This is a genomic window from Streptomyces sp. WAC 06738, assembly GCF_003945505.1.
GTDB lineage: Bacteria > Actinomycetota > Actinomycetes > Streptomycetales > Streptomycetaceae > Streptomyces.
Genome location: NZ_CP029618.1, coordinates 791,948 through 806,057, shown reverse-complemented (window position 1 = coordinate 806,057; position 14,110 = coordinate 791,948). Strand labels below are relative to the sequence as shown.

Here is a 14,110-nt window from a genome sequence, read left to right as displayed (position 1 = left end):
CCCGCTTCCCCGCGGAGCGCCGTCCGCGCACCGGGCCGCGGTACGCGGACGGCGCGACGACGCATCGAGGTCCCGCGCCGCGCACCGCGGGCCCGTAGGTGATCCGCCGGACGATCCCGGGGCCCCGGACCGCGGTCCGGGGCCTCTGGCCGTCCGGCGGGGTGTCCGCCGCGTCTGGTAGGACGGAGGGGTGAGCAGCGACGACGGCCGGGAGGCGGCACCCGAGGGCGCGGAGCAGCTCGCCCTCATCCGGGAGACCGTGCGCAAGGCCAAGGGCCCCCGCGCCCGCCCGCGCACCTGGCGCGGCGCCGCGCTGGCCCGGGAACTGCCCGTCGCCCGCGTCCTGGTCGACAAGGGCCTGCTCCACCTCGACCGCCTCTTCGACTACGCCGTGCCCGCCGCGATGGACGCCGAGGCGCGCCCCGGCGTCCGCGTCCGCGTCCGCTTCGGCGCCGGCGAGCGCGAGGGGCGCCGCGAGGGCGGCGGGCTGATCAACGGGTACGTGGTCGAGCGCCGCGCCGACAGCGACTTCCCCGGCACCCTCGCGCCCCTCGCCCAGGTCCTCTCGCCCGAGCCCGTCCTGGGGGCGCAGCTCCTGGACCTGTGCCAAGCGGTCGCCGACCGGTACGCCGGAGCCCTCGCCGACGTCGTCCAGCTCGCGCTGCCGCCGCGGATGGCCCGTGCCGAGAAGAAGCCCTCGCCGGAGCCGCTCCCGCCGCCCCCGCCCCCGACGCCGGGAGCTGGGCGCGCTACGCCAACGGACCCGGGCTCCTCGCCGCACTGGCCGGCGGCGGCGCCCCGCGGGCGGTGTGGACGGCGCTGCCGGGACCCGACTGGCCCGACGAGCTGGCCCGCGCGCTCGCCGCCGCCCTCGCCGCCGGCCGCGGCGCCCTCGCCGTGCTGCCCGACGGCCGCGCCGCCGCCCGCGTCGACGAGGCGCTGACCGCCCTCGTCGGGCGCGGCCGGCACGTGCTGCTCACCGCCGACGCCGGGCCCGAGGCCCGCTACCGCCGCTGGCTCGCGGTGAACCGCGGCGCCGTCCGCGGCGTCGTCGGCACCCGGGCCGCCGCCTTCGCGCCCGTACGGGACCTCGGGCTCGCCGCCATCTGGGACGACGCCGACACCTCGCACGCCGACGACCGCGCCCCGCAGCCGCACGCCCGCGAGATCCTGGCCCTGCGCGCCGCCCGCGAGCACACCGGGCTCCTCGTCGGCGGCCACGCGTGCAGCGTCGAGGCCGCCCGCTACGTGGAGAGCGGCTGGGCCCAGCCCGTCGCCGCCGCCCGCGAGACGGTACGGGCCGCCGCGCCGCTCGTCCGCACGGTCGGCGACAGCGAGCAGGCCCGCGACGCGGCGGCCCGCGCCGCCCGGCTGCCGACGCTCGCGTGGCAGGTCGCGCGGGAGGGGCTGCGGGCCGGTCCCGTGCTGGTGCAGGTGCCGCGCCGCGGCTACGCGCCCCGGCTGGCCTGCGCCCGCTGCCGCGCACCCGCGCGCTGCGCCCGCTGCGCGGGCCCGCTGGTCGGCGAGGGCCGCGGGGAGGCGCTGGTGTGCGGCTGGTGCGCGACCCGGGAGCACGCCTGGCGGTGCCCCGAATGCGGCGGCACGCGGCTGCGCGCGCAGGTCGTCGGCGCCCGGCGGACGGCGGAGGAGCTGGGGCGGGCGTTCCCGTCCGTGCCGGTGCGCACGTCGGGGCGCGACCATGTGCTGGCGCGGGTGCCGGACGCCCCGGCGCTGGTCGTCAGCACGCCGGGCGCGGAGCCCGTCGCGGAGGGCGGGTACGCGGCGGCGCTGCTCCTCGACGGCTGGGCGCTGCTGAACCGCCCGGACCTGCGGGCCGGGGAGGAGGCGCTGCGGCGCTGGCTGACCGCCGCGGCGCTGGTCCGCGGCTCCGCCGCGGGCGGGGTCGCGGCGGTCGTCGCGGACCCGGCGCAGCGTCCGGTGCAGGCCCTGGTGCGCTGGGACCCGGCGGGCTTCGCCGGCACCGAGCTGGCGGAGCGCGCGGAGCTGGGCTTCCCGCCGGTGTCCCGGATGGCGGCGGTCTGGGGACCGAAGGAGGCGGTCACGGCGTTCGTCGGCGACGCGGGGCTGCCGCCGTCGACGGAGGTGCTGGGCCCGGTGCCGGTGCCGGAGCCGCCGGGCGGGCGGGGTGCGCCGGGCGGCGGCCCGGCGCCGGGGGAGTCGTGGGAGCGGGTGCTGCTACGTGTCCCGCCGGGCCACGGCGCCGCCCTGGCGGCGGCCCTGAAGGCGGCGCAGGCGTCCCGCATGGCCCGCCGTACGGGCCCGCCCCTGCGCATCCGCATCGACCCCCCGGACATCGGCTGAGCCGGTCCCCGCGGGGGCGGCGGGGTCCGGGAGGATCGGCTGAGCCGGTCCCCGCGGGGGCGGCGGGGTCCGGGAGGAGTGCCGGAAAAGCCGTGCGAGCCGCAGAGGCGCAGGAGGGCACGGGACGCCCGCCGGTGCCACGGGTGGGCCCGCGGCGGCGCGCGGGTCAGGAGTGCGCGCTGCCGGCGCCGCGCCGGACTCCGGGAGCGCGGCGCGGCACTCGACGGGACGCACGAGTGCGGGTCGGCCCCCGTGGCACAGGACGGCAGGGGACTGGCGCGCGCATACGGAGGGGGCAGCCGCCGGCCGCGGGCCCCGGGCGGCCGCGGTCAGGACTGCGTGATCGCCACCGCGTCCGTCTGCTGCGTCGGCGTCGTCGTGCCCGGGGCCGGGCGGGCGGCCGGGACGACCGGGAGCGTGCCCGACGGCAGCCGGGACTCGCCGGTGGGAGCGCCCGCGGCCTCGGCGGAGCCGGCCTCGCGGGGCGCCTGCTGGGCGCGGCGGGTGCCGTAGCGGCGGTGGACCGCCTGCTTGGTGACGCCCAGCGCCGAGCCCACCGCGTCCCAGGAGAAGCCGAGCGAGCGGTCGAAGTCGACGGCCGCGGTCACCAGCGTCTCGACGCTGTCCCGCAGCTCCTGGGCGAGCCGCACCGTGGGCGCCGGGGCCCGCCCGTACACGACGAAGCCCGCGGACGGGCCCGTCCGCCGGGGGCGGTAGACGTTGCCAAGCTGGGCGGTGAGGGTGCGCAGCGCGTCGACCTGCCTGCGCACCCGCTCGATGTCCCGCACCAGGAGCTGCAGGCTCGCCCGCGCCTGGGCGTCGTGGCTTGCGTGGTCGGCCATGGAGAAGCCTCTCGAACCGGCGTCGTTCGGATCGGGCCGCGGAGCGGCCCGTTTCGGTCGTTTTTCACTTTCCTGACTGATGCAACGCGACACTTACTCGGCGGTCACGGGTCGGGGGCGCGCGCTCCGTGCCCGGGAGCGTGCGGCCGACCGCACGCCCCTGGCGTATCCGGACCACGGCGTTCCGCCCGCGCCCGCCCCCGGCCCCGCCTGCACGGGTCCTAGACTTGGCGGCCCCGACGTGGTGCCGCCTACCGCCCCATGTCGCCCCACGCAGCAGCCGAGAGGACCCGCACCGCCCATGAGGCTCGTTTTCGCCGGTACGCCGGAAGTCGCCGTACCCGCCCTCGACGCTCTCCTCGCGTCGGACCGGCACGAGGTCGTCGCCGTCGTCACCCGGCCCGACGCGCCCGCCGGGCGGGGCCGTCGGCTGGTGGCCAGCCCCGTCGCACAGCGCGCCGAGGAGGCCGGCATCGAGGTGCTGAAGCCCGGGCGGCCCAAGGAGCCGGAGTTCCTCGACCGGTTGCGCGCCATCGGCCCCGACTGCTGCCCCGTCGTCGCGTACGGCGCCCTGCTGCCCAAGCCCGCGCTCGACATCCCGGTGCACGGCTGGGTCAACCTGCACTTCTCGCTGCTGCCCGCCTGGCGCGGCGCCGCGCCCGTGCAGCACGCGATCCTCGCCGGCGACGAGGTGACCGGCGCGACCACGTTCCGGATCGAGGAAGGGCTCGACTCCGGGCCGGTGTTCGGGGTCGTCACCGAGCAGGTGCGGCCCACCGACACCAGCGGCGACCTGCTGACCCGGCTGGCCATGGCCGGCTCGGGGCTCCTCGCCGCCACCATGGACGGGATCGAGGACGGCAGCCTCGAGGCCGTGCCGCAGCCCGCCGAGGGCGTGACGTCGGCCCCGAAGATCCAGGTGGCGGACGCGCGGCTGGACTTCGCCGCCCCGGCGCTGCGCGTCGACCGCGTGGTCCGCGGCTGCTCCCCGGCACCCGGCGCCTGGACGACGTTCCGCGGCGAGCGGCTGAAGGTCCGCTCGGTCGCCCCCCTCCCCGAGCGCACCGACCTGGCGCCCGGCGAGCTGGCCGTGGGGAAGTCCGCGGTGCACGTCGGCACCGGTTCGTACGCCGTGGAGCTGCAGTGGGTGCAGCCTCAGGGCAAGCGCCCGATGGCGGCGGCGGACTGGGCGCGCGGGGTGCGCATCGCCTCCGGTGAATGCCTCGGCGACGGGCCGGAGCCCGCCGGGGCGTAGGCTTCCGGTGTACGCAACTGCCAGCCCCGGAGCACATTTCACGTGAGCGACCAGCCGCGCCGTCGCCGGCCCGCCAAGCCCTACCGCAGGCCGCAGAAGGATCCCGTACGGATCCTCGCCTACGACGCGCTCCGCGCGGTCGACGAGCGCGACGCCTACGCCAACCTCGTGCTGCCGCCCATGCTCAGGCAGGCCCGGCAGCGCGACGGCTTCGACGCCAGGGACGCGGCCCTGGCGACCGAGCTGGTCTACGGCACGCTGCGCCGCCAGGGCACGTACGACCGGATCATCGCCGCCTGCGTCGACCGCCCGCTGCGCGAGGTCGACCCCGAGGTGCTCGACGTCCTCAGCCTCGGCGCCCACCAGCTCCTCGGCACCCGCATCCCGCCGCACGCCGCCGTCTCGGCGACGGTCGAGCTGGCGCGCGTCGTCCTGGGCGACGGGCGGGCGCGGTTCGTCAACGCCGTGCTGCGCAAGATCGCCGCCCGCGACCTGGACGGCTGGCTGGCCGAGGTGGCACCGCCCTACGCCGACGACCCCGAGGAACACCTCGCCGTCGTCCACTCCCACCCCCGCTGGATCGTCTCCGCGCTCTGGGACGCGCTCGGCGGCGGCAGGGCCGGGATGGAGGAGCTGCTCACCGCCGACAACGAGCGGCCCGAGGTCACCCTCGTCGCCCGCCCGGGACGGGCCACGCCGGCGGAGCTGAGCGGGCCGGACACGCTGCCGGGGCGCTGGTCCCCGTACGCCGTGCGGCTGGCCGAGGGCGGCGACCCGGGCGCGCTGGACGAGGTGCGCGACGGCCGGGCAGGCGTGCAGGACGAGGGCAGCCAGCTCGTCGCGCTGGCGCTCGCGAACGCCCCGCTGGAGGGCCCCGACACCCGCTGGCTCGACGGCTGCGCGGGCCCCGGCGGCAAGGCGGCGCTGCTCGGGGCGCTGGCCGCGGAGCGCGGCGCGGCGCTGGTGGCGGCCGAGAAGCAGCCGCACCGGGCCCGGCTGGTCGCCCGCGCGCTTGTCGGCAACCCGGGCCCGTACCAGGTCGTCGTCGCCGACGGCACCCGCCCGGCCTGGCGCCCCGGCGGCTTCGACCGCGTCCTCGTGGACGTCCCCTGTACGGGCCTGGGTGCCCTGCGCCGCCGCCCCGAGGCCCGCTGGCGCCGCCGCCCCGAGGACCTGGAGGGCTTCGCGCCGCTCCAGCGGGCGCTGCTGGAGGACGCGCTGCGGGCGGTACGCACCGGGGGCGTCGTCGGCTACGTCACCTGCTCCCCGCACCCCGCCGAGACCCGCGCCGTCGTCGACGACGTGCTGAAGGCGGCCGGCGCCCCCGCCGCCGAGCTGGTCGACGCCCGCCCGCTGCTGCCCGGCGTACCGGAGCTCGGCGAAGGACCCGACATCCAGCTCTGGCCGCACCGCCACGGCACCGACGCGATGTACCTCGCGCTGCTGCGCCGCACCGGCTGACCTTCCGCCCGCGGCTGACCCCCCGCCCGCGTCCGGCCCCCGGCCCCCGGCGGAAGGGCCGGGCGCCGAACCCGACATTCCGGCCCACGCACGGTGAACGGGGAGTGGCAGCACGGGTACCGCGGCCCCGGCCCCGGCGCGGGCATGGCAGGCTGGGGGGCATGGCAGTCCAGATCAACCCCAGCATCCTCTCCGCCGACTTCGCCCGCCTCGCCGAGGAGGCGGACGCGGTGTCGGGCGCCGACTGGCTCCACGTCGACGTCATGGACAACCACTTCGTGCCCAACCTGACGCTCGGCGTCCCGGTCGTCGAGTCGCTGCGCCGGGCCACCGACACCCCGCTGGACTGCCACCTGATGATCGACGAGCCGGACCGCTGGGCCCCCGCGTTCGTGGACGCGGGCGCCGGCTCCGTGACCTTCCACGCCGAGGCGGCCGCGGCGCCGGTGCGCCTGGCGCGCGAGCTGCGCGCCAAGGGGGCGCGGGCCGCGATGGCCCTCAAGCCCGCCACCCCCATCGAGCCGTACGAGGACCTGCTGCCCGAGCTGGACATGCTGCTGGTCATGACCGTGGAGCCGGGCTTCGGCGGCCAGGCGTTCCTGGACATCATGCTGCCCAAGGTGCGCCGCACCCGGGAGCTGATCGCCAAGCACGGCCTGGAGATGTGGCTGCAGGTCGACGGCGGCGTCTCCGCGGAGACCATCGAGCGCTGCGCCGAGGCGGGCGCGGACGTGTTCGTCGCCGGTTCCGCGGTGTACGGGGCCGAGGATCCGGCCGCCGCGGTGCGGGCGCTGCGCGCTCAGGCGCAGGCGGCCGGCGAGGGGGCTCCCTGGGCGACGGGCTGCCACTAGCGCCCGCGCACACCGGCACAAGCCCCGCGCCCGCGGCCCGCGCCCCTTCGGAGCCGACGCCTCCGGGCCCGGATCGTGAAAGTATTGAAGACGGAGCAGCGCCTTCGAGCAGCTCCGCCGGGGAGAGCAAAGGAGATCTCGTGTCGACGGGCCGGACGGCTGCGCGGATGGGACCCGCGGAGCTGGTACAGGCGGCGGCGATGGCCCGCCGCTTCTACCTGGAGGGCAAGTCCAAGATCCAGATCGCCGACGAGTTCGGCGTCAGCCGCTTCAAGGTCGCCCGGGTGCTGGAGACCGCGCTCGAGCGCGACCTCGTACGGATCGAGATCCGCGTCCCCGCCGAGCTCGACGCCGAGCGCTCCGACGCCCTGCGCGCCCGCTTCGGCCTCAGGCACGCCGTCGTCGTGGAGGCGCCGGCCGACGCGGTGCCCGACACCCGCGACCCGGAGAACCTCGGCAGCGTCGCCGCCGACCTCCTCGCCGAGCTGGTCACCGAGGGTGACGTGCTGGGTCTGGCCTGGGGCCGGTCCACGATCAACATGGCGCAGGCGCTGCACCGGCTGCCCCCGTGCACCGTCGTGCAGCTCACCGGCGTCTACGACGCGGGCACCGCGGAGCGCGGCTCCGTGGAGGCCGTGCGCCGCGCCGCGGAGGTCGCCGGCGGCGAGGCCCACCCGATCTACGCGCCGATGCTGCTGCCCGACGCCGCGACCGCCACCGCGCTGCGCAGCCAGACCGGGGTGGCCCGCGCCTTCGAGTACTTCGACAAGGTGACCGTCGCCGCCGTCTCCATCGGCTCCTGGGAGGAGGGCATCTCCGCCATGCACGACATGCTCTCCGAGGAGGAGCGCGCGCACTACGCCTCGCTGGGCGCCGCCGCCGAGATGTCCGCGCACCTCTTCGACGCCGAGGGGCGGCGCATCGGCCGCGACCTGGGGGAGCGGTGCATCACCGTCGAGGCGGACCGGCTGCGCCGGATCCCCGAGGTGGTCGCCATCGCGGGCGGCGCGCGCAAGCGCGAGGCGATCGTGGCGGTGCTGCGCTCGGGGCTGGTCACGAGCCTGGTCACGGACACCGTGGCCGCGGACTACCTGCTGGACGAGGTGGCGCCGGGCCCGCGCCCCGCGCTGGAGCGCGCCGACCCGGACGAGCTGTAGCGCCGCGGAGGCCGTGGCGTACGAGCCGCGCCGCAGGGAGGCCGGCCCGTTCCGTACGACCGGCGCACCTTTCCCGTACGAACCGGGCCGCGGTCATCCGTCCACGGGCGCGTGCAGCGGGCCGGAGAGGACGCCCGGGATCTGCGAGCGCGAGGTGAAGCCGAACTTCGCCAGGATGTGCTCCACGTGCGCGTCCACCGTGCGTTTGGAGATCACCAGCTTCTCGGCGATCTCCCGGTTCGTCAGCCCCCTGGCCACCAGCCCCGCCACCTGCCGCTGCCGCGGCGTGAGCCCGTCGCCCGCGCCCGGCGGCTGCGCCGGTACCGCGGGCGCGGGCGGCGCCGCCTCGTCGGCGAGCGCCAGCGCCACCGCCGCGTTGGTGGGCAGCCGGCCGCCCTCGCGGAACGCGGTGTCGTAGCCGTCGTTGCCCAGCGCCTCGCGGGCCGCGTCCGCCGCGCCGCCGTGCAGGTCGTGCAGGACGCGGATGCCGAACCTGGCCTCCTTCACCGCCCGGCGCCACAGCGCGTCCGCCGCGCCCTGCAGCACGGCCACCCGCTCGAAGTGCCGCAGCTCCGCCGCCCGCCAGGCGAAGCCCTCCAGGAAGTGCGCGACGCCCATCAGGTCGTGCAGCACCGCCTTGGCGCGGATGCCCTGCCTGGCGCACTCGATGCTCTCCAGGTGCTCGCCCTTGAGCCACAGGCCGATGCTCTTGACCCACAGCGCCCAGCCGCGCGACCAGAGCTCGGCCGGGGTGGCCGCGTTGCGCCGGAGGGAGTCCTCGCTGAGCGCGATGCCCTCGCCCGTACCGCCGTTGAGGACGTGGAAGAAGCCCACGATGAACCCGCTCATGAGCAGCCCGGTCTCGTCGCCCTGCTCCGCAAGCTCCCGCCGGGCGGCCTCGAAGCCCTCGGCGACGCCGTCTGTCCGGCCGCGGAAGTAGCGGGAGTGGTGGCGGAAGGTACGGGTCCAGGCGAGGCCCGTGCGGTCGCCGATGCGCAGGGCGATGGCCTCGGCCTCGTCCAGCAGCGCGAAGGTGTCGCCGCGCTCGCCCTGCATGTCCATGAACCAGCAGGTCAGCCAGAGCGCCTTCACCCGCTCCGGGCGGTCCTCGGGGCAGCGGTCCAGGGCGCGGCGGAGCCAGTAGCGGCCCTCGGTGAGCAGCCCGGTGCAGTGCCAGTAGCCCCACAGCAGCGTGGCCATCCGCAGGCCCGCGGAGGGGTCGTCCGGGTCGGCGACGCAGAACTCCAGCGCGACCCGTACGTCCGCCTGGTCGCGGACCATCTCCCGCAGCAGCACCGCCTGCCGGTCGCCGGTCCACTCGGCGTCGAAGAACCGGGCCCGGCGCAGAAAGTGGTCGCGGTGCCGGCGCCGGGTGCGCTCCGCCTCGGCGCCGGGGCCGAGCTGTTCCAGGCCGAACTCCCTGATGGTGTCCAGCATCCGGTAGCGGGTGCCGTGCTCCGACTCCACCCGCAGCACCACGGACTTCTCCACCAGCCCGATCAGCGCGTCGAGCACCCCCTCGACGGGCAGCGCCCCCTCCGCGCCGACCGCCTCGGCGACGTCCAGGCTGAACTCCCCGGCGCACACCGCGAGCCGCGCCCACAGCAGCCGCTCGGGCTCGGTGGACAGCTCGTAGCTCCAGCCGATGGTGGTACGGAGCGTCTGGTGCCGCGGCACGGCGGTGCGCCGGCCGCCGGTGAGCAGTTGGAAGCGGTGGTCGAGCCGGTTGAGCATCTCCTCGGGGGAGAGCACCCGCAGCCGGCTGACGGCCAGTTCGATGGCGAGCGGGATGCCGTCGAGGCGGCGGCAGAGGGCGAGGACGTCGGCGCGGTTGTCGTCGTCGACGGTGAAGCCGGGCACGGCCGCGGCGGCCCGGTCGGTGAACAACTGCAGCGCGTCGTCCGCGGGCCCGGAGTCCGGGACGGCCAGCGGCGGGATCGGCAGGATGTGCTCGCCCGCCACGTCCAGGGGCTGCCTGCTGGTGGCGACGACGTGCAACTGCGGAGCGGCGCGCAGCAGTTCCTCGGTGAGCACGGCGCAGGCGTCGACCAGGTGCTCGCAGGTGTCGAGGATGAGCAGCGCCGTCTTGTCCTTGAGGTACGCGGCGAGCGCGTCCTGCGCCGGCAGCGCGGTCTGCTCCGGCAGGTCGAGCGCGGCGGCGACGGTGTTGGGCAGCAGCCGCGGGTCGGCGAGGGCGGAGAGCGGGACGAGGGTGACGCCGTCGGGGAAGCGGGAGCGCAGCCGGTGCGCGCCGCGCACGGCGGTGCGGGTCTTGCCCACCCCGCCGGGTCCGGTGAGCGTGACCAGGCGGGCCTGCCGCAGACAGGCGTCGAGCAGCGCGAGTTCCTGCCGGCGGCCGACGAAGCTGGTGGCTTCGGCGGGCAGCTCACCGGCGCTGCGGTTCCTCATCGTGGCCCCCCGGAGGTCGGTGACCGGCTGGCGAGGTACAACCGACGGTCGTACAACCGACGACCGTAAGGGGCGCGTGGGCGGGCGTCGGAGCGAGTCCGCGGGATTCAACCGAACGGGGGGCGCGAGAGGGCACACTGCCCGCCGGCCGGAACAGCGGCGCGAGCCGTGGCTCGACCGCCCAGCGCAGCGCCCGGCGTACCGGCGGGGTGCACAGCAGCGCCATGCCCGCGGCGGCGGCGAGGGTGACGGCCACCGGCCCGGCGGGCGTCGAGAGCCACGCGGGCTCGTACCAGCCGCCGTAGCGGGCCCCTTGGGTGGCGAAGGCGTGCAGCAGGTAGCCGTAGAGGGTGCCCGCGCCCAGCACGGTCCACCACAGCCGCCGTCCGGGCACCCAGGCGAGGAAGGCCGCGGCCAGCAGCAGCGAGCAGCAGAAGAGCACGGGTGCGGCGAGCAGTCCGGTGGTCCCGGAGTAGCCGATCTCCTGGGCGGCGGTGCTGCGGTAGAGCCAGCGCCGGTCGGTGTGCGGGCCGAGGAGGTAGGCGGCCACCGGTGCGGCGAGGAGCACCGGGGCGGCCAGGATCCGCGCCTCGCGCCGCCGCAGCAGCCGCAGCCGCTCCGGTGCGCAGGTGAGGCCGAGGACGAAGAACGGCAGGAGCTGGAGGACTCGTTGCAGCTCCAGGTCGTTGCCGATGTCGGGGGTGGCGGTGGCCAGCGCCGCGACCGCCAGCGCCACCGGCAGCGGGTGGCGGAGCACCGTCCACAGCGGCACGGACAGCCGCCAGACGAAGAGCGCGAGCAGGAACCACGTCACGCCCCAGGGGTCGAGCAGGCTGAAGGGGCTCGCGTTGTCGCCGGCGTGGCGGCCGAAGAGCGTGTACGCCGTTTCGAAGACCAGGTACGGCACGGCCAGCCCGGTGATCAGGCCCCGGGCCCGGCGGGGCGAGCCGTCCTGGCCGCGGGAGAAGTAGCCGGAGACGAGGACGAAGAGGGGCATATGGAACGCGTAGACGGTCTCGTAGGCCGCGGCGACCGCCCGGCTGCCGTCCACCAGCGGCTCCCAGGCGTGCCCGCACGCGACGAGCACCACCGCCAGGAACTTGACGTTGTCGAAGTACGGGTCCCGCGGGGTGCCGGGGCTGCCCTTGTCGTTGCCGCTCACCACTCTTCCCTATCATGCCGATAGGAATGCTAGGGAAACTGCCGCGGCCGGTGCCGCGGGCTCCCCCGGACTCCCCGGCCGCCACCCGCACTTCAGGGCGCGCGGACGATCTCGTACAGTGTCGGCCGACCCTGCCGAGGAGCGCGCATGACGGCCGACGCCCGCCGCACGGACCGCGCCCTCGGCGCCCCCGCACCCGTTCCCGGCGGCCCGCCGGGCGGCTCGCGGCGGTGGATGTGGCTCGCCGCCTGGCCCGTCGTGGCCGCGCTCGCCCTGTCCAACGAGCCCGCGCCGCTGTACGTGCTGTGGCAGGGCCGGTTCGGCTTCTCCGCCGCCACGATCACGCTGATCTACGCCGCCTACATCGCCGGCCTGCTGATCACCCTGACGTTCGCCGGCACCCTCGCCGACCGGTACGGCCGCCGGCCGGTGCTGCTGCCGGGGCTGGCGCTGTCGCTCACCGCCACGGTGCTCTTCGCCACCGCGGAGTCGGTCGCCGTGCTGGGCGTGGCGCGGCTGCTCAGCGGCTTCGCGGTGGGCGCGGTGCTGGCGGCGGGGATGGCGGCGGTGGCGGACCTGGCGCCGGCGGGGCAGAAGCAGTTCGGCGGGCTGGTCGCGTCCGCGTCGATGGTCGGCGGGGCGGCGCTGGGGCCGATGCTCGCCGGGGTGCTGGCGGAGACGCTGCCGCACCCCACGAGGCTGGTCTTCGTGGTGCAGACGGGGTTGCTGCTCGTCGCGCTCGCGGTCGTGCTGCGGATGCCGCTGTCCCGGCCGGGGGAGCGGCGCGGGGAGCGGCCGGGCGGGGGAGCGGAGGCCGGGACCGGTGAAGGGAGCGCGGCGGACCCCGCGGCCCGGCGCGCGCGCCGGCTCGTACGCATCCCGTCCGTGCCCCGCCCGCACCGCCGCACGCTGCTGCTGAGCCTCGCCGTCCTCGCCCCGGGCATGACCGCCACCGGCTTCGTGCTCTCCCTCGGCCCGGCCCTGCTGGCCGACTTGCTGGACAGCGACAACCGCGCGCTCGCCGGTGGCATGATCTTCCTGCTCTTCGCGGCGGCGACCGGCGTGCAGTTCGCGGTGCGCACCCTGCGCGTACGCGTCCTCTTCATCCTCGGCGCCGTCCTCACCACCGCCGGCATGGCGGCGCTGGTGCTGGCGACCGCCGTGACCTCGGTGCCGCTGCTGCTGGCCGCCGCGGTGCTGGCCGGGCTCGGCCAGGGGAGCGCGCAGCTCGGCGGGCTCAGCACGCTCAGCGCCCGGATACCGGCCACCCGGCTGGCCGAGGCGAACGCGGCCCTCACCGGCGGCGGTTACCTGATGGCCGGGGTGCTGCCGGTCGCCGCCGGGTACCTCAGCGACGCGGTGGGGCTGACGGCGGGCACCACGGCGTTCGGCATCGCGGTCGCGGTGCTGGTGACGGCCGGCGCGGTGGCGGCGACCCGGCGCTGAGCCGCCGCCCCCGGTGCGTCACCACCCGTGTCACCCCACTCCGCGTGCACGCCACGTCACCACTCCGCGTACGACCCGTCCGGGTGCCGCCACACCGGGTTGTGCCAGGACTCCGCCGTCCCGTCCGCGGCCCGTACCGCCCGCTCGTCGATCTCCACGCCGAGACCGGGCCCGGCCGGCCGCAGCAGGTGCCCGTCGTGGAAGCGGAAGACCTCCGGGTCGGCGACGTAGTCGAGCAGTTCCGCGCCGGTGTTGTAGTGGATGCCGATCGACTGCTCCTGGATGAGGAAGTTCGGCGTGCAGAACGCGAGTTGCAGGCTCGCGGCCAGCGCCAGCGGCCCCAGCGGGCAGTGCGGCGCGATCGCCACGTCGAACGTCTCGGCCAGCGAGGCGATGCGCCGGCACTCCGAGATGCCCCCGGCGTGCGAGAGGTCCGGCTGGAGCACCGCGACGCCCGCCCGCAGCGCCGGCAGCATCTCCGCGCGCGAGAACAGCCGCTCGCCCGTCGCCACCGGCAGCGCCGTCGAGCCGGTGACCCGCTCCAGCAGATGCGTGTGCTCGGGCAGCACCGGCTCCTCCACGAACATCGGCGCGTACGGCTCCAGCACCCCGATCGCCTTGATCGCGCCGGCCGCGGAGAACCGGCCGTGGAAGTCGACGGCGAAGTCCCGCTCCGGGCCGAGCGCGTCGCGCGCGGCCTCCGCGCGCGCGGCGACCCGGCGCAGCTCCGCGACGTTCGGCAGCCGGTCCATCCGCCCGGAGCCGTTCATCTTCACCGCCGTGAAGCCCGCCTCCACCTGCGCGGCGACCTGGTCGCGCACCTCGCCCGGCTCGTCGCCGCCGACCCAGCAGTACGCGCGGGCGCGCTCGCGCACCGGGCCGCCGAGCAACTGGTGCACGGGCGCGCCGAACGCCTTGCCCGCGAGGTCCCACAGCGCCTGGTCGAGACCCGCGACGGCGGAGGAGAGGACCGGACCGCCGCGGTAGAAGGACCCCTTCGTCATGAGCTGCCAGTGGTCCTCGATCCGCAGCGGGTCCGCGCCGAGGAGGAACTGTTCGGCCAGCTCGTGGACGGCGGTGCGGACGGTCGCCGCCCGGCCCTCCACGACCGGCTCGCCCCAGCCCACGAGGCCGTCGTCGGTCTCGATCCGGCAGAACAGCCAGCGCGGCGGCACGGCGAAGGTCTCGACCCGGGTGATCTTCAA

9 protein-coding genes and 1 pseudogene are annotated in these 14,110 nt (G+C 76.7%); 6 read left to right on the top strand and 4 right to left on the bottom strand.

The features are described from left to right. The first annotated feature begins 190 nt into the window (after positions 1 to 190). Positions 191 to 2,322: pseudogene (locus tag DMB38_RS03150) on the top strand (primosomal protein N'). Positions 2,323 to 2,651: 329 nt separating this feature from the next. On the opposite strand, the gene DMB38_RS03145 reads toward DMB38_RS03150, so the two are convergent. After that, on the bottom strand, positions 2,652 to 3,164 hold the full coding sequence (locus DMB38_RS03145) for a hypothetical protein (protein WP_047014687.1): 513 nt from the start codon (positions 3,162 to 3,164) through the stop codon (positions 2,652 to 2,654). A 301-nt stretch (positions 3,165 to 3,465) separates the two neighbouring features. Between DMB38_RS03145 and fmt the strand changes: the two genes are divergently transcribed. The 4 genes from fmt to DMB38_RS03125 all read left to right on the top strand — a co-directional run bounded on the left by fmt (position 3,466) and on the right by DMB38_RS03125 (position 7,888). After that, positions 3,466 to 4,419: a methionyl-tRNA formyltransferase gene (gene fmt / locus DMB38_RS03140; protein ID WP_125933858.1), complete on the top strand. Its 954-nt coding sequence runs from the start codon at positions 3,466 to 3,468 to the stop codon at positions 4,417 to 4,419. Between the two features lie 42 nt (positions 4,420 to 4,461). Further along, complete coding sequence (locus DMB38_RS03135; protein ID WP_125933857.1) at positions 4,462 to 5,880, top strand: transcription antitermination factor NusB; 1,419 nt, start codon at positions 4,462 to 4,464, stop codon at positions 5,878 to 5,880. Between the two features lie 161 nt (positions 5,881 to 6,041). Continuing rightward, complete coding sequence (gene rpe / locus DMB38_RS03130; protein WP_047014684.1) at positions 6,042 to 6,731, top strand: ribulose-phosphate 3-epimerase; 690 nt, start codon at positions 6,042 to 6,044, stop codon at positions 6,729 to 6,731. 167 nt (positions 6,732 to 6,898) lie between these two features. Next, the gene (locus tag DMB38_RS03125) at positions 6,899 to 7,888 is read left to right on the top strand and encodes a sugar-binding domain-containing protein (RefSeq protein ID WP_047014683.1); all 990 of its coding nucleotides are present in this window, start codon (positions 6,899 to 6,901) and stop codon (positions 7,886 to 7,888) included. A 93-nt stretch (positions 7,889 to 7,981) separates the two neighbouring features. On the opposite strand, the gene DMB38_RS03120 is transcribed toward DMB38_RS03125, so the two are convergent. After that, positions 7,982 to 10,297, bottom strand: a complete 2,316-nt coding sequence (locus DMB38_RS03120; RefSeq protein ID WP_125933856.1) for a LuxR C-terminal-related transcriptional regulator — start codon at positions 10,295 to 10,297, stop codon at positions 7,982 to 7,984. Then, complete coding sequence (locus DMB38_RS03115; RefSeq protein ID WP_125933855.1) at positions 10,275 to 11,459, bottom strand: acyltransferase family protein; 1,185 nt, start codon at positions 11,457 to 11,459, stop codon at positions 10,275 to 10,277. The genes DMB38_RS03120 and DMB38_RS03115 overlap by 23 nt, the downstream gene beginning before the upstream one ends. Positions 11,460 to 11,606: 147 nt before the next feature. On the opposite strand from DMB38_RS03115, the gene DMB38_RS03110 reads away from it, so the two are divergent. After that, the gene (locus tag DMB38_RS03110) at positions 11,607 to 12,905 is read left to right on the top strand and encodes an MFS transporter (protein WP_125933854.1); all 1,299 of its coding nucleotides are present in this window, start codon (positions 11,607 to 11,609) and stop codon (positions 12,903 to 12,905) included. A gap of 56 nt (positions 12,906 to 12,961) precedes the next feature. Here the strand turns inward: DMB38_RS03110 and dgoD are convergent, their stop codons facing one another. Next, entirely contained in the window at positions 12,962 to 14,110 is a 1,149-nt protein-coding gene (gene dgoD / locus DMB38_RS03105) for a galactonate dehydratase (RefSeq protein WP_125933853.1), read from the bottom strand.

Coding starts and splice junctions, on each gene's coding strand:
- DMB38_RS03120 (WP_125933856.1), bottom strand. CDS start 10,297: ATGAGGAACCGCAGCGCCGGTGAGCTGCCCGCCGAAGCCACCAGCTTC.
- fmt (WP_125933858.1), top strand. CDS start 3,466: ATGAGGCTCGTTTTCGCCGGTACGCCGGAAGTCGCCGTACCCGCCCTC.
- DMB38_RS03145 (WP_047014687.1), bottom strand. CDS start 3,164: ATGGCCGACCACGCAAGCCACGACGCCCAGGCGCGGGCGAGCCTGCAG.
- DMB38_RS03110 (WP_125933854.1), top strand. CDS start 11,607: ATGACGGCCGACGCCCGCCGCACGGACCGCGCCCTCGGCGCCCCCGCA.
- rpe (WP_047014684.1), top strand. CDS start 6,042: ATGGCAGTCCAGATCAACCCCAGCATCCTCTCCGCCGACTTCGCCCGC.
- DMB38_RS03125 (WP_047014683.1), top strand. CDS start 6,899: ATGGGACCCGCGGAGCTGGTACAGGCGGCGGCGATGGCCCGCCGCTTC.